This window comes from Leifsonia shinshuensis (assembly GCF_031456835.1).
Classification (GTDB): Bacteria; Actinomycetota; Actinomycetes; order Actinomycetales; family Microbacteriaceae; genus Leifsonia; species Leifsonia shinshuensis_C.
The window spans coordinates 2,886,819-2,902,600 of record NZ_JAVDVK010000001.1; the positions used below are offsets into that span (position 1 = coordinate 2,886,819).

Consider the following 15,782-nt stretch of genomic DNA (forward strand, 5'->3'; position numbering starts at 1 on the left):
GACCGCACCGGTAGGCTTGGGGCTCGTGACCGCACGCGTTCTGATCAAAGACCTCGCCGCCCTGCCCGACGGCCCCGTAAGCGTCGCCGGATGGGTCGAGACCGTCCGCGACCAGAAGAAGGTGCAGTTCGTCGTCCTGCGCGACGAGTCCGGCGCCGTGCAGCTGGTCAACCCGCGGACGGTCGGTGACGACGGCGTGGTCGTGGCGGACGAGCCCGCGGTCACCATCTCTTCGCTGTCCCAGGGCACGTTCGTCCGCGCCACGGGCGAGCTGAAGCACGACGAGCGCGTCAAGCTCGGCGGCATCGAGATCCGGCTCTCGACCCTCGAGGTCGAGACGACCGCCATCCCGGAGACCCCGATCGCCGCCGACAGCGGCATCGACAAGCGCATGGACTGGCGCTTCCTCGATCTCCGCGAGCCGCGTCACAACCTGATCTTCCGCGTGCAGACGACCTTCGAGCACGCGCTGCGCCAGTACTGGGTCGACAACGGCTTCGTCGAGATCCACACCCCCAAGCTCATGGCCTCCGCCTCCGAGTCGCGCGCCGAGCTGTTCGAGCTGCCCTACTTCGAGACGACCGCCTACCTGGCGCAGAGCCCGCAGATCTTCAAGCAGATGGCCCAGGCTGCAGGCTTCGGCCGGGTGTTCGAGATCGGCCCGGCGTTCCGCGCCGACCCCAGCTTCACCAGCCGTCACGCGACCGAGTTCACGAGCGTCGACACCGAGATCAGCTGGATCGACAGCCACGAGGACGTCATGAAGGTGCACGAGGAGCTCCTCGTCGCCGGTTTCACCGCGGTGAAGGAGAAGCACGGCGAGGAGATCGAGCGCCTGTTCGGCGTCGAGATCACGGTGCCCTCCACGCCGTTCCCGCGCATCCCTCTCGCGGAGGCGAAGCGCATCGTCGCGGAGCGCGGCTACGAAGTGCAGCGCGAGGACGACGACATGGACCCGGAGGGCGAGCGCCAGATCTCCGCGTACGTGAAGGAGACCTACGGCCACGAGTTCGTCTTCCTCACGGACTATGCCGCGAGCATCCGCCCGTACTACCACATGCGTCATCCCGAGGACCCGTCGATCACGCGCAGCTACGACCTGATCTTCAACGGCGTCGAGATCTCCACGGGCGCCCAGCGCGAGCACCGCGTCGACATCCTCGAGAAGCAGGCGGTCGAGAAGGGTCTGTCCGTGGAGGAGCTCGAGGACGTCCTCGCGTTCTTCCGGTACGGCATCCCGCCGCACGGCGGCTTCGGCATGGGCCTCGCCCGGGTGCTGATGCTCATGCTGCACCTCTCGAACCTGCGCGAGACGACCTACCTCTTCCGCGGACCGACGCGCCTGACCCCGTAGCGGCGGAGCCTGCAGCGGGCAGCGATGTCCAGGCGTCGCCGGCCACGAGCACGTGGCCGAGGAAGCGGAGCCCGAGCGTCGCGGCGGACTGATCCAGCCGCCGGGTGAGCATGAGGTCGGCGACGGATGCGTCGAGCACGCCCGACGGGTGGTTGTGCGCCACGGCGAACGACCGTCCACCGCGGGTGAGGACCGCCTGCAGCACGTCCGCGGGCTGGATGGCGGACTCGTCGACTCCGCCGTCCCGCAGGAGGACGAGTTCGATGGGCCGGGAAGCCCGGTCGGCCACGACGACCACGAAGCGCTCGCTGTCGCGGTGAAGCAGCTCGGGCCGCACGACATCCGCGACGGCCTTCTGGTCGACCAGCCTGGTCCACGCCGAGGATGCACCGGCTCGCCGCCAGATCTCGGTGATGGCGACCAGCCGCCCCGCCGTGGCCGGCCCGACGCCCGGAAGATTCTCCAGGCGGGCGAAGTCCATCGTCGCCAGGCCGGGGAACCCGCCGGTGCGCCGGAGGACGGAGCGCGCCAGCGCCAGCACGCTGCGCCCCGTCTGCCCCGATCCCAGCACCAGCGCCAGGACCTCGTCATCGGTGAGCGATCCGATGCCCAGTCGTCGCATGCGTTCTCGCGGGCGGTCGTGATGGGGGATGTTCGCAAGTGCCTCACCCTCTTCTTCCTCGTCGGCCATGGCTCGACGTTAGAAAGGGATGCCCCCTGAGAGGTCGTGAAGGCGACGATCTGTGGACAACTTCTGCCGGCGGCTGTCTGTGGAGAAAGTGCGCTCATGCTGACCGATCCCGCGCTCAGTGAATTCAAGGGGAACCCCTCCGTAGACTGGACCGGTGGTAGCGAGCCAGGTCCACCTCGTCCGACATGGCGAGGTGTTCAATCCCGACGGCATCCTGTATGGCAGGCTGTCGGGCTTCGGCCTCTCCAAACTCGGCCACCGGATGGCGCAGGCCGCCGCGGACGATCTCGCGGAGCGCGGTCGGCCGATCACGGCGCTGCGCGTCTCCCCGCTTCAGCGGACCCGCGAATCCGCCGCTCCGATCGCCGCCGCCTTCGGGCTCGAGCCGATCGTCGACGAGCGCATCATGGAGCCGACGAACCGGTTCGAGGGCACGAAGATGAAGCTCGCCGTGCGGAAGCCCGCGTACTGGCCGTACCTCGTCAATCCTCTGCGGCCGAGCTGGGGCGAACCCTACGTGAGCATCGAGCGGCGCATGCTGCTCGCCGTCCACGACGCGTTCGAGTCGGTCGACTCCGGCGACGTCGTCCTGGTCAGCCACCAGCTCCCGATCTGGGTCACGCATCTCTCGGTCGCGGGCGAGCGCTACCCGCACGATCCGCGCAAGCGCCGCTGTGTGCTGTCGAGCATCACCACGTTCGAGCTCGCGGCGGCGGTCGCCCCGGAGACTGCGAGCGAGACGGGCGAGCCGTCCGCGGCCGCACCGTCAGGGCGTCTGGGCAACACCCCCGAGTCGCAGCGCCTCACCGAGGTCTCGTATGTCGAGCCGGCCGCGAGCCTCCTGGTCGCCGCCACCGATGTGGGGGCCGTGTGAGCATCCGGTCCCGCGTCCGTTCTCGCCTCGTCGCATCCGTCGTCGCCATCGCGGCTGCGACAGCGCTCGCCCTGACGGGATGCACCGCGAACGACAGCCTCGCGACGCAGTACCGGTCCGGCAACGGGCAGAACTACATCGCCGGCGACGGCACCGTCAGCGAGTACGCGGCAGGCAACCGTGGGGAAGCCGTCACCTTCACCGGGACGCTGCAGGACGGCAGCACCGTCAGTTCCCGCCAGTACGCGGGCAAGGTCCTGGTGGTCAACTTCTGGTACGCCGGATGCCCGCCCTGCCGGGTGGAGGCTCCCGCGCTGCAGGAGCTCAGCCAGAAGTACGCCGATCAGGGCGTCGACTTCCTGGGCGTCAACCTCTACGACTCGGCCCAGACCGCGGCGAGCTTCGAGAAGGACAAGGGAGTGACCTACCCGTCGGTGCTCGACCGCGACACCGGCTCGGTGCTCCTGGCGTTCAGCAAGACGGTGCCGCCGAAGGCCACGCCGACCACCCTGGTCGTCGACAAGCAGGGCCGTGTCGCCGCGCGCATCCTCGGCGCCATCCCGGACAAGAGCATCCTCGACTCCCTCATCTCCGACGCCGTGGCCGAGCACTGACGTGGGCGGCGTCGGTCAGATCGTCTTCAGCGGGCAGCTCCTGTTCGCGCTGCCGATCGCACTCCTGGCGGGACTGGTCTCGTTCGCATCCCCGTGCGTCCTTCCGCTCGTCCCGGGTTACCTCGCCTACGTCGGCGGCATCAGCGACCCGGGTGCGAAGCGCGACCGCTCGCGGCTGCTCACCGGGGTGGCCCTGTTCATCCTGGGCTTCGCCATCGTGTTCGTCGCCTATGGAGCCGCGTTCGGTGCGCTGGGCTACTGGCTGGTGCGCTGGCAGGATGTCGTGGTCCGCATCCTCGGAGCCCTCGTCATCGTGATGGGCCTCGTCTTCATCGGGCAGTTCTCGTTCCTGCAGCGGACCATCAAGCCGTCGTGGCGCCCGGCCACCGGGCTGATCGGGGCGCCGCTGCTCGGCATCGTCTTCGGCCTCGGCTGGACGCCGTGCATCGGCCCGACGCTCGCAGCCATCAGCGCGCTGAGCGTCGGCAGCGGCTCGCCCTGGCGCGGAGCGCTTCTCGGGCTGTTCTACTGCATCGGCCTCGGCATCCCCTTCCTCCTCGTGGCGCTCGGCTTCGACTGGGTCGCCGGCTCGGTGGCCTTCCTGAAGCGGCACATCCGGGCGATCAACATCATCGGCGGCGTTCTGCTGGTGGTCATCGGCATCCTGATGGTCACCGGCCTGTGGAGCGAGCTCATGTCCCAGTTCTTGGCGGTGATCCAAGGTTTTGAGCCGGCCCTCTGACCACATCGACTCGGCGCCCCCGCGCGAGGATCCCGACGTCGTCCAGCCGAAGCTGGGCCCGCTCGGGTGGCTCCGCTGGTTCTGGCGCCAGCTCACGAGCATGCGCACCGCGCTGTTCCTGCTCCTGCTGTTGGCGATCGCCGCCGTCCCGGGATCGCTGGTGCCGCAGCGCAGTTCCGACCCGAACGGTGTCACCAAGTACTTCACCGACAACCCGTCACTCGCGCCGGTTCTCGACAAGCTGCAGTTCTTCGACGTCTACACGTCGGTGTGGTTCTCGGCGATCTACCTGCTGCTGTTCGCGTCGCTGATCGGGTGCATCATCCCGCGCACCAGGCACCACTTCGATGCGATGCGGGCGAAGCCGCCGAAGACGCCCGTCCGGCTGTCGCGCATGGCCGGCTTCCAGTCGCGGATCCTCCCCGCCGACCTTCGCGGCCGCGGCGTCGACCCGATCGTGAGCGCCCGGGACGTGCTGAAGGCGAACCACTACCGCGTCGCCCTGTATCAGGATGCGCGGTCGACGTCGGTCTCGGCCGAGCGCGGCTACCTGCGCGAGAGCGGCAACCTCGTGTTCCATATCGCGCTGCTGGGCGTGCTGCTCGCGATCGGCGTCGGCGGCGGATTCGGGTACACCGGCCAGAAGATCGTGGTCGAAGGGCAGAGCTTCGTGAACAGCCTCCCGTCGTACAACTCGTTCAATCCCGGGCGCTTCTTCCGCGACTCCTCGCTCGCCCCGTTCTCGATCGCCGTGAACAAGCTCGACGTGGCCTACGAGACCAGGAACCAGGATGCGATCGGCACCCCGCTCGACTACACAGCTCATGTCACGACGAATGGGCCGGGGGATGCGCGAGCGAACACGGTGATCAAGGTCAACGACCCGTTGGCGATCGGCGGGACCAACGTGTACCTGCTCGGCAACGGCTACGCCCCGACGATCACGGTCAAGGACACGGCGGGCAAGGTCGTGTTCAGCGACTCGGTGCCCTTCATCCCGCAAGCGGATCCGAACCTGACGTCCCTCGGGTTCGTGAAGATCCCGGACGGGCTGAAGGAGCAGGTCGGGATGATCGGCTTCTTCTATCCGACCGTGACGGCGAGCCAGACCGCACAAGGCGCGCTCGCCTCCAAGTTCCCCGGGCTGCGGGATCCGGTGCTCAGCCTGAACGTGTACGCCGGCGATCTCGGCGTCGACGACGGGGTGCCCCAGTCCGTCTACAGCCTCAACACCGACACCCTGGAGCAGCTGGCCGGTCCGCCCACGAAGGCCAAGGCGCTCGAGCTCAAGCCAGGGCAGACGGTCGAGCTGCCGAACGGCCTCGGGACGATCTCACTCGACGGCGTCAAGCGCTTCGCGACCCTGGAGGTCCACCACGATCCCGCGCAGGTCTGGGTCCTGCTGTTCGCCGTGCTCATCCTGCTGGGGCTGCTGACCTCGCTGTTCGTCCCCCGGCGGCGGTTGTGGGTGAAGGCGATCGAGAACGCCGACGGCTCGCTCACTCTCGAGTACGCCGGTCTCGCCCGGGGCGACGACCCCAACCTCCTCGCGGCGGTGACGGCCGTCGCCGATCAGCATTCCCGGGTCCTCACCGGACCTCCGACGACTTAGGCTGGCATCGTGACCGAAACCCTGGCTCAACTGTCGACCGTGTTCCTGTACGCGGCGATGGGTCTCTATGCGGCGGCGTTCATCGCCTTCGCGCTCGATCTCGCCCGACGAGGCGCCCGGGCGACCGCAGTCGAGGCGGCCGTCGTCCCGAGCGCTGTCGCGCGTCGCGCCGAAGTGGCCGCACCGGTCGGCGCGCCGGCGCGGACGATCATCGGCGGCGCGCCTGCGGACACCCCGCCGCCGCCGTCCTCCGCTCTCGGCCGTCTGTCGTCGCGCATCAGCACGCGCGTCGAGGACGACGTCATGAACGGGTCCGGCGGTGGTGCGTCTCTGAAGTGGGCGTTCGCCCTGACGATCGTCGGGTTCGCGTTCCATCTCGTCGCAGTCGTGCTCCGAGGGATCGCCGCGGCGCGCGTCCCGTGGGCCAACATGTGGGAGTTCTCGATGACGGGCACGCTCGTCATCATCGGGGTGTTCCTGGTGGCCAACCTGCGGTGGCCGATCAAGTACGTCGGAACCTTCGTACTCGGGTTGGTCCTGGTACTGCAGGGCATCGCACTCCTGCGGTACTACGTTCCGGTGGTTCCGCTCCAGCCGGCGCTCCAGTCGTACTGGCTGGTCATCCACATCATCGTGGCCGTGCTGGGCACGGCGTTCTTCGCCCTCGGGTTCGCACTGTCCGGACTGCAGCTGCTGCAGTACCGGCGCGAGCGCCAGGTGGCGGAGTCCCGCCCGCAGCAGTTCCGGTTCCTGTCGACCCTTCCGAGTTCGGTCGCGTTGGAGAACCTCGCGTACCGGATCAACATCGTCGGCTTCATCGCGTGGACCTTCACTCTGATCGCCGGAGCCATCTGGGCCGAGAAGGCATGGGGCCGGTACTGGGGATGGGACACCAAGGAGGTGTGGACCTTCATCATCTGGGTGATCTATGCCGGATACATCCACGCGCGGGCGACGCGCGGCTGGCGCGGATCCCGCTCCGCGTGGCTGGCGATCATCGGTTTCGCCGCGGTGCTGTTCAACTTCGGCATCGTGAACGTCTTCTTCCACGGACTCCACGCGTACTCGGGTCTGTGATCGGTCGTCAGAACACCCATACGGAGAACCCCTCGAGAGCCGCCGGCTCGCGAGGGGTTCTTCGCGTTGCGGAGCAGCCCAGCAGGCTCGCTGGTGGGCAAGTTCCGCGTGATTCCGCGGAAGTCAAGCGCGACACGCCCGGGCTGCGGCCGAATTTGCACCGCTCCGGAGCCCTGCGTAAAGTACTTACTTGTCACCCCAAAGGTGCGGGAGAGCGGAAGAGCTCCCCGGCCTCAAGCGGGACCAGAATCCAAAGCCTAGCGGCAAACCTGAACTTGAATAAGTTCGCTTGCTGCGCTTAGGATTAACACCCACTCACTGAGCAGGTCTAACCGGACCGGGTCGTGTGAATCGGTTGTGCCCACCACATATCGGGCCAACGAGGAACACGAAACGCCGACTTGACAAACTGACTGAGAGTGGTAAGGTAGAGAAGTTGCCTCGCAGAGACAGCCGGAAGGTTGAAAGGCGAGAGCGTCCGATCCTTGAGAACTCAACAGCGTGCACAATGTCAAATGCCAAACAACCTCGGCATTGACTGTCTAGACCTAGTCTAGTGGTCGATGCGAGATTCCTTTGGATTAGAAACAGAATGTCAGTAGATATTCGAAACTAGTCAAGACAAACTCGCAGTGCGCGGACACATTTCCTGTCCAAGCTTGCACTATGTTTCCCAGTCGCTTGCGACTGTGGAGCTAAACATTTACGGAGAGTTTGATCCTGGCTCAGGACGAACGCTGGCGGCGTGCTTAACACATGCAAGTCGAACGATGAACCTGGAGCTTGCTCTAGGGGATTAGTGGCGAACGGGTGAGTAACACGTGAGTAACCTGCCCTTGACTCTGGGATAACCTCCGGAAACGGAAGCTAATACCGGATACGACGTACGGAGGCATCTCCTGTACGTGGAAAGAACTTCGGTCAAGGATGGACTCGCGGCCTATCAGGTAGTTGGTGAGGTAACGGCTCACCAAGCCTACGACGGGTAGCCGGCCTGAGAGGGTGACCGGCCACACTGGGACTGAGACACGGCCCAGACTCCTACGGGAGGCAGCAGTGGGGAATATTGCACAATGGGCGCAAGCCTGATGCAGCAACGCCGCGTGAGGGATGACGGCCTTCGGGTTGTAAACCTCTTTTAGTAGGGAAGAAGCGAAAGTGACGGTACCTGCAGAAAAAGCACCGGCTAACTACGTGCCAGCAGCCGCGGTAATACGTAGGGTGCGAGCGTTGTCCGGAATTATTGGGCGTAAAGAGCTCGTAGGCGGTCTGTCGCGTCTGCTGTGAAAACCCGAGGCTCAACCTCGGGCCTGCAGTGGGTACGGGCAGACTAGAGTGCGGTAGGGGAGAATGGAATTCCTGGTGTAGCGGTGGAATGCGCAGATATCAGGAGGAACACCGATGGCGAAGGCAGTTCTCTGGGCCGTAACTGACGCTGAGGAGCGAAAGCGTGGGGAGCGAACAGGATTAGATACCCTGGTAGTCCACGCCGTAAACGTTGGGCGCTAGATGTGGGGACCATTCCACGGTTTCCGTGTCGCAGCTAACGCATTAAGCGCCCCGCCTGGGGAGTACGGCCGCAAGGCTAAAACTCAAAGGAATTGACGGGGGCCCGCACAAGCGGCGGAGCATGCGGATTAATTCGATGCAACGCGAAGAACCTTACCAAGGCTTGACATACACGAGAACGCCCTAGAAATAGGGAACTCTTTGGACACTCGTGAACAGGTGGTGCATGGTTGTCGTCAGCTCGTGTCGTGAGATGTTGGGTTAAGTCCCGCAACGAGCGCAACCCTCGTTCTATGTTGCCAGCGCGTAATGGCGGGAACTCATAGGAGACTGCCGGGGTCAACTCGGAGGAAGGTGGGGATGACGTCAAATCATCATGCCCCTTATGTCTTGGGCTTCACGCATGCTACAATGGCCGGTACAAAGGGCTGCAATACCGTAAGGTGGAGCGAATCCCAAAAAGCCGGTCTCAGTTCGGATTGAGGTCTGCAACTCGACCTCATGAAGTCGGAGTCGCTAGTAATCGCAGATCAGCAACGCTGCGGTGAATACGTTCCCGGGCCTTGTACACACCGCCCGTCAAGTCATGAAAGTCGGTAACACCCGAAGCCGGTGGCCCAACCTTTTGGAGGGAGCCGTCGAAGGTGGGATCGGTGATTAGGACTAAGTCGTAACAAGGTAGCCGTACCGGAAGGTGCGGCTGGATCACCTCCTTTCTAAGGAGCATCTGGCACCCTCGGGTGTCCAGGCGCCGGATCTGAGCGAACGTCTCAGCCGGTTAGCTCATGGGTGGAACATTGACATTGGTGCGGAGCTGAACAGCTCGAACTCAGTACACCTCTTGCAGGTAGGAACGGTTCGGACTCGGAAGCCCCGCACATGCACGCTGTTGGGTCCTGAGGGACCGGACCTCATCCGATCGGATGAGAACCGAACCTCTGGACCTTTTCTCGTCGGCATGACTGGCCGGCAGGAAGGGTACCGCCCGTACTTTGAGAACTACACAGTGGACGCGAGCATCTTAGATTCGAACCTTCGGGTTCGGATCACAAAAGATGATCACAGTATTTTCGAGTACTGATTAGATCATTGGTCAATCTGCGTCAAAGTCTGCTTCGGCAGATGAGACGCCGATCGATTCAAACTCATGTGATTTCAAGTTTCTAAGAGCAAACGGTGGATGCCTTGGCATCTGGAGCCGAAGAAGGACGTAGTAATCTGCGATAAGCCTCGGGGAGTTGATAAACGAACTTTGATCCGAGGATTTCCGAATGGGGAAACCCCGCTGGGCCCTTTGGGTGACCCAGTGACTCCCGCCTGAATATATAGGGCGGGTAGAGGGAACGTGGGGAAGTGAAACATCTCAGTACCCACAGGAAGAGAAAGCAAAAGCGATTCCGTTAGTAGTGGCGAGCGAAACCGGAAGAGGCTAAACCGATCATGTGTGATAGCCGGCAGGCGTTGCATGGTCGGGGTTGTGGGACTTTTCTGCTGCTTCTGCCGAACAGCGAGCGTTACAAAGGATCATAGGTGAATGGCATTGAAAGGCCAGCCACAGAGGGTGCCAGCCCCGTAACCGAAATGGTCCAATGGCGCGAAGAGTATCCCAAGTAGCACGGGGCCCGAGAAATCCCGTGTGAATCTGTCAGGACCACCTGATAAGCCTAAATACTCCCAGATGACCGATAGCGGACAAGTACCGTGAGGGAAAGGTGAAAAGTACCCCGGGAGGGGAGTGAAATAGTACCTGAAACCGTTTGCTTACAAACCGTTGGAGCCTCCTTGTAGGGGTGACAGCGTGCCTTTTGAAGAATGAGCCTGCGAGTTAGCGATATGTGGCGAGGTTAACCCGTGAGGGGTAGCCGTAGCGAAAGCGAGTCTGAATAGGGCGATTCAGTCGCATGTCCTAGACCCGAAGCGAAGTGATCTATCCATGGCCAGGTTGAAGCGACGGTAAGACGTCGTGGAGGACCGAACCCACTTAGGTTGAAAACTGAGGGGATGAGCTGTGGATAGGGGTGAAAGGCCAATCAAACTTCGTGATAGCTGGTTCTCTCCGAAATGCATTTAGGTGCAGCGTTGCGTGTTTCTTGCCGGAGGTAGAGCTACTGGATGGCCGATGGGCCCCAAAAGGTTACTGACGTCAGCCAAACTCCGAATGCCGGTAAGTGAGAGCGCAGCAGTGAGACGGTGGGGGATAAGCTTCATCGTCGAGAGGGAAACAACCCAGACCACCAACTAAGGTCCCTAAGCGCGTGCTAAGTGGGAAAGGATGTGGAGTTGCACAGACAACCAGGAGGTTGGCTTAGAAGCAGCCACCCTTGAAAGAGTGCGTAATAGCTCACTGGTCAAGTGATTCCGCGCCGACAATGTAACGGGGCTCAAGCACGCCACCGAAGTTGTGGCATTGACATTATTGGTAGGCTTTCGTGGTCCAGCCGTGTTGATGGGTAGGAGAGCGTCGTGTGGCGAGTGAAGCGGCGGTGTAAACCAGCCGTGGACGCCACACGAGTGAGAATGCAGGCATGAGTAGCGAAAGACGGGTGAGAAACCCGTCCTCCGAAAGACCAAGGGTTCCAGGGCCAGGCTAATCCGCCCTGGGTAAGTCGGGACCTAAGGCGAGGCCGACAGGCGTAGTCGATGGACAACGGGTTGATATTCCCGTACCGGCGAAGAACCGCCCAAGCTAATCCAGTGGTGCTAAGAGTCCTAATCCTGGACACGGATCCCTTCGGGGTGAAGGTCCGGGCCTAACGCTCGACCCCATGCTGGTGCGGCTAGCGTATTAACAGGTGTGACGCAGGAAGGTAGCCCAGCCGGGCGATGGTTGTCCCGGTGTAAGTGTGTAAGCCGAGAGATAGGCAAATCCGTCTCTCGCATAGGCCCAGGCACGATGCGTAGTCTTCATTGACGAAATGGGTGATCCTATGCTGCCGAGAAAAGCATCGACGCGAGGTTCCAGCCGCCCGTACCCCAAACCGACTCAGGTGGTCAGGTAGAGAATACCAAGGAGATCGAGAGAATCGTGGTTAAGGAACTCGGCAAAATGCCCCCGTAACTTCGGGAGAAGGGGGGCCTGAGGCGTGAACGGACTTGCTCCGGGAGCGTTTGAAGGCCGCAGAGACCAGTGGGAAGCGACTGTTTACTAAAAACACAGGTCCGTGCCAAGTCGCAAGACGATGTATACGGACTGACGCCTGCCCGGTGCTGGAAGGTTAAGAGGAAGGGTTAGCTTCGGCGAAGCTCAGAATTTAAGCCCCAGTAAACGGCGGTGGTAACTATAACCATCCTAAGGTAGCGAAATTCCTTGTCGGGTAAGTTCCGACCTGCACGAATGGCGTAACGACTTCCCAGCTGTCTCAACCGCGAACTCGGCGAAATTGCACTACGAGTAAAGATGCTCGTTACGCGCAGCAGGACGGAAAGACCCCGTGACCTTTACTACAGCTTGGTATTGGTGTTCGGTGTGGCTTGTGTAGGATAGGTGGGAGACTTTGAAGCCGGCACGCCAGTGTCGGTGGAGTCATTGTTGAAATACCACTCTGGTCACTCTGGATATCTAACTTAGAACCGTAATCCGGTTCAGGGACAGTGCCTGGTGGGTAGTTTAACTGGGGCGGTTGCCTCCCAAAAAGTAACGGAGGCGCCCAAAGGTTCCCTCAACCTGGTTGGCAATCAGGTGTCGAGTGTAAGTGCACAAGGGAGCTTGACTGTGAGACTGACAAGTCGAGCAGGGACGAAAGTCGGGACTAGTGATCCGGCAGTGGCTTGTGGAAGCGCTGTCGCTCAACGGATAAAAGGTACCTCGGGGATAACAGGCTGATCTTGCCCAAGAGTCCATATCGACGGCATGGTTTGGCACCTCGATGTCGGCTCGTCGCATCCTGGGGCTGGAGTAGGTCCCAAGGGTTGGGCTGTTCGCCCATTAAAGCGGTACGCGAGCTGGGTTTAGAACGTCGTGAGACAGTTCGGTCCCTATCCGCTGCGCGCGTAGGAAATTTGAGAGGATCTGACCCTAGTACGAGAGGACCGGGTTGGACGAACCTCTGGTGTGCCAGTTGTTCTGCCAAGAGCACCGCTGGTTAGCTACGTTCGGGATGGATAACCGCTGAAAGCATCTAAGCGGGAAGCCGGCCTCAAGATGAGATTTCCATGCCTTCGGGCGAGAGGCTCCCAGCTAGACTACTGGGTTGATAGGCCGGATGTGGAAGTGGGGACTAAAGACCCATGGAGCTGACCGGTACTAATAAGCCGATAACTTGATAATCACCACTCTCATAAACGTTGTAAGGCAGCTATGAGGGGCCAAGATTGTTCGCGTCCACTATGTGGTTCTCGATGTACGGTCGAGAACTGATTCGAGCTAACGCTCGACGTTCACTTTGATACATCAATAGTGTTTCGGCGGCCATAGCGAGAGGGAAACGCCCGGTTACATTCCGAACCCGGAAGCTAAGACTCTCTGCGCCGATGGTACTGCAGGGGGGACCCTGTGGGAGAGTAGGACACCGCCGGACTTCTTTGTGAGATGGCCACCCAGTGATGGGTGGCCATTTCGCGTTAACGGGGTCGAACGCCGCACCACGCATAGGCTGGCCACGACCCGCCGAGACCGACAGGAGACGCCGTGAGCGACACACCGGCAGACGACAACGCGAGCAGCGAGCGTCCCGCCCGCAGGCAACAGCCCGGGCGGCCCGCGCGATCCGGCGACAGCCAGCGACGCGCATCCGGCAATGGCGAGCGGAAGAGCTCGCCTCGCGACGGCAACTGGCGCGACCGACCGCGCCGCGACGACGCCGGCGACCGCCCGCGTACCGACGGCGGCCGATACGACCGCCCACGCACAGACGGTAATCGGTACGACCGTCCGCGCACGGAAGGTAGTCGGTACGACCGTCCGCGCACGGAAGGTGGTCGGTACGACCGTCCGCGCACGGAGAGTGGTCGGCAGGACCGTCCGCGCACCGACGGCAACTGGCGTGACCGCCCGCGTCGCGACGAAGGCGGCGACCGTCCACGTACGGGCGGTGCCTCGCGGGATCGATCCGGCAGCGGTGCGCCGTGGAAGGGTCGCCCGGGTGGAGACCGTGACCGTGAGGGCGGCTACCGCGCCGGCGGCGAAAGGGGTCGCAGCGGCCAGGGTCGTCCCGAGCGCTCCGGAGGCTACCGTCCGAGCGGGGACGGCGACCGGAGGTCGAGCGCCCCGCGCGACGGCTACCGTGGGCGCGACGACTCGCGCGGTGCGGAGCAGCGTGGTGGGTACGGCCGCCGTGACGGCGCTGAGTCCCGCGGTGGCGCATCCCGCTACCAGGGGGGCGACGGTCGCCGCGACCGGCCCGCTCGCGACGAGAAGCTCTGGACCCGTGACGGCCGACCGGCGCGTGGTGACCGTGACGCCCGCGACGGCGACCGGCAGCTGGACGCGGAGGCGCAGCGCGCCCGCGAGCTGCAGTCGATCCGTCCTCGCCACGACGACCCGGACATCCCCGAGGACGTCCAGGCGCGCGACCTCCCGGGTGAGGCTCGCGTCGAGCTCAAGACACTGAGCAAGGACAACGCGGACTGGGTCGCGAAGCACCTCGTCATGGCCGCCCGGCTGATCGATACCGATCCCGAGGCTGCTCACCGCCACGCGGTGTCCGCATCCCGGCGAGCCGGTCGTGTCGCCGTGGTTCGCGAGACACTGGCGATCACGGCGTACGCCATCGGCGACTTCGCGCTGGCCCTGCGCGAGCTGCGGACGTATCGGCGCATCTCCGGGTCGAACGACCAGCTGCCCCTGATGGTCGACAGCGAGCGCGGAGTGGGCCGTCCCGATCGAGCGCTCGAGCTCGGGCGGTCCGTCGACCGCTCGACCCTGTCGCCCGATGTGCAGGTATCCCTTGCCATCGCGATGTCCGGCGCGCGCCTCGATCTGGGCCAGCCGGAGGCCGCGCTCGCTGAGCTCGAGATCCCGCAGCTCGACCCGGATCGGGCCTTCAGCTACAGCGCGGACCTGTTCCACGCCTACGCCGAGGTGCTCGAGGAGCTGGGCCGCGACGAGCAGGCCGCGCGGTGGCGCGAGCGCGCTGCGCGGGCTGAAGCCGCCTTCGACCAGGCGCACGCCGTCGACGAGCAGGAGACGATCGACGTCATCGAGGAAGAGGTCGAGTTCGCCGACGCCGACGAGGTCGAGGCCCCGGGCGAGGTCGAGGTCCCGGACGAGGTCGACGTCCCAGACGAGACCGACGCCGCTGACGCTGACAGCGCTGCGGCGGACACCGACGAGGGGGAGGACGCGCAGGATGGCGCTGTTCCGACGGAACACTGACGGTGCGGCGCCGCTGGACGGCGTCGACCTGGTGCTCGCCGACCTCGACGGTGTCGTTTACAAGGGGCCCGACGCCATCCCGCATGCCGTCGACAGCCTGAATGCTGCAGCGGAAACCGTGCGTGTCGGTTACATCACGAACAACGCCTCCCGCACGGATGCGTCCGTCGCCGAGCACCTCAGCGAGCTCGGACTCTCCGTGAAACCGTCTGACGTGGTCACGTCGCCCCAGGCAGCCGTGCGCCTGCTCGCCGAGCATGTGCCGGCCGGCGCCAACATCCTCGTCGTCGGCGGGGACGGGCTGGTCGACGAAGTGCAGAAGGCCGGCTTCGGGGTCACCCGCTCGGCGGACGACGATCCCGCGGCGGTCATCCAGGGATTCTCTCCGGACATCGGTTGGGCGCAGCTCGCGGAAGCATCCTTCGCCCTCCAGGGCCGGTCGGATGCGGAGCGCCCGTGGATTGCGACGAACACCGACTGGACCATTCCGGTCGCGCGCGGCATCGCGCCCGGCAACGGAACGCTCGTCTCCGCGGTGCACACGGCCGTCGGCCGGCTGCCGCTGGTCGCGGGCAAGCCGGAACGGGCCATTTTCGACGAGGCCGTGGCGAGGTTCGGAGCGCAGACCCCACTCTTCATCGGTGACCGTCTGGACACCGACATCCTGGGAGCGAACCGGGCCGGCATCCTCTCGGTGCTGGTGCTCACCGGCATCGACGGCGGCAAGCAGCTGCTGTCGGCGGATGCGGAGTCGCGTCCCACGTACATCCTGCGCGACCTCCGCGGCCTCCGCGAACCGTATCCGGCGGTGAAGACCGCACGGAACGGCTCGGTGACGGTGGGGGACGCGACGGTCACGATCGAGGGCAACGACGTGAAGATCGTGGCGGAAGGGTCCGACCCGCTGAACCTGCTGCGCGCCGCCTGCGCCGCGATCTGGGACTCGGGCCGCGCGATCTACGGGCTGAACGTCCCCGAACGTCTTTACGGCTGAGG

General features: G+C 63.9%; 9 protein-coding genes and 3 rRNA genes. 11 read left to right on the forward strand and 1 reads right to left on the reverse strand.

The features are described 5' to 3' along the window. Positions 1–25: 25 nt before the first annotated feature. The gene (gene aspS, locus J2W45_RS14085; protein ID WP_310132993.1) at positions 26–1,354 is read left to right on the forward strand and encodes an aspartate--tRNA(Asn) ligase; all 1,329 of its coding nucleotides are present in this window, start codon (positions 26–28) and stop codon (positions 1,352–1,354) included. Here the strand turns inward: aspS and J2W45_RS14090 are convergent. After that, positions 1,284–2,045 (reverse strand): JAB domain-containing protein, encoded by a 762-nt coding sequence (locus tag J2W45_RS14090; RefSeq protein ID WP_310132996.1) that lies wholly within the window; start codon positions 2,043–2,045, stop codon positions 1,284–1,286. The two genes, aspS and J2W45_RS14090, sit on opposite strands and share 71 nt — an antisense overlap. A gap of 154 nt (positions 2,046–2,199) precedes the next feature. Here J2W45_RS14090 and J2W45_RS14095 point away from each other — a divergent pair, with 154 nt between their 5' ends. The 10 genes from J2W45_RS14095 (at position 2,200) to J2W45_RS14140 (ending at position 15,780) form a co-directional block, all read left to right on the forward strand. Beyond that, on the forward strand, positions 2,200–2,919 hold the full coding sequence (locus tag J2W45_RS14095; RefSeq protein ID WP_310132998.1) for a histidine phosphatase family protein: 720 nt from the start codon (positions 2,200–2,202) through the stop codon (positions 2,917–2,919). Continuing rightward, positions 2,916–3,533 (forward strand): TlpA disulfide reductase family protein, encoded by a 618-nt coding sequence (locus J2W45_RS14100; RefSeq protein ID WP_310133001.1) that lies wholly within the window; start codon positions 2,916–2,918, stop codon positions 3,531–3,533. Before J2W45_RS14095 ends, J2W45_RS14100 begins: the two co-directional genes overlap by 4 nt. A 1-nt stretch (position 3,534) precedes the next feature. Then, on the forward strand, positions 3,535–4,275 hold the full coding sequence (locus J2W45_RS14105; RefSeq protein ID WP_310133004.1) for a cytochrome c biogenesis CcdA family protein: 741 nt from the start codon (positions 3,535–3,537) through the stop codon (positions 4,273–4,275). Beyond that, on the forward strand, positions 4,259–5,887 hold the full coding sequence (gene resB, locus J2W45_RS14110) for a cytochrome c biogenesis protein ResB (RefSeq protein WP_396427091.1): 1,629 nt from the start codon (positions 4,259–4,261) through the stop codon (positions 5,885–5,887). The genes J2W45_RS14105 and resB overlap by 17 nt, the downstream gene beginning before the upstream one ends. A gap of 9 nt (positions 5,888–5,896) precedes the next feature. Beyond that, the gene (gene ccsB, locus J2W45_RS14115; protein WP_310133008.1) at positions 5,897–6,964 is read left to right on the forward strand and encodes a c-type cytochrome biogenesis protein CcsB; all 1,068 of its coding nucleotides are present in this window, start codon (positions 5,897–5,899) and stop codon (positions 6,962–6,964) included. A 702-nt stretch (positions 6,965–7,666) separates the two neighbouring features. Further along, positions 7,667–9,189, forward strand: a 16S ribosomal RNA gene (locus J2W45_RS14120). A 437-nt stretch (positions 9,190–9,626) separates the two neighbouring features. After that, positions 9,627–12,740, forward strand: a 23S ribosomal RNA gene (locus J2W45_RS14125). Between the two features lie 133 nt (positions 12,741–12,873). Continuing rightward, positions 12,874–12,990: ribosomal RNA gene (rrf, locus tag J2W45_RS14130) — 5S ribosomal RNA — on the forward strand. Together the 16S, 23S and 5S rRNA genes form the textbook arrangement of a ribosomal RNA operon. A 110-nt stretch (positions 12,991–13,100) precedes the next feature. Next, positions 13,101–14,786 carry a hypothetical protein gene (locus J2W45_RS14135; protein ID WP_310133011.1) on the forward strand — a complete coding sequence of 562 codons (1,686 nt, stop codon included), beginning with the start codon at positions 13,101–13,103 and terminating at the stop codon, positions 14,784–14,786. After that, a complete protein-coding gene (locus J2W45_RS14140) occupies positions 14,761–15,780 on the forward strand; it encodes an HAD-IIA family hydrolase (RefSeq protein WP_310133013.1) in 1,020 nt (339 codons plus the stop codon). Before J2W45_RS14135 ends, J2W45_RS14140 begins: the two co-directional genes overlap by 26 nt. Positions 15,781–15,782 lie beyond the last annotated feature (2 nt).

Excerpts from the sequence above, each read along its gene's own strand:
- J2W45_RS14140 (WP_310133013.1), top strand. The coding sequence starts at position 14,761 with ATGGCGCTGTTCCGACGGAACACTGACGGTGCGGCGCCGCTGGACGGC.
- J2W45_RS14090 (WP_310132996.1), bottom strand. The coding sequence starts at position 2,045 with ATGGCCGACGAGGAAGAAGAGGGTGAGGCACTTGCGAACATCCCCCAT.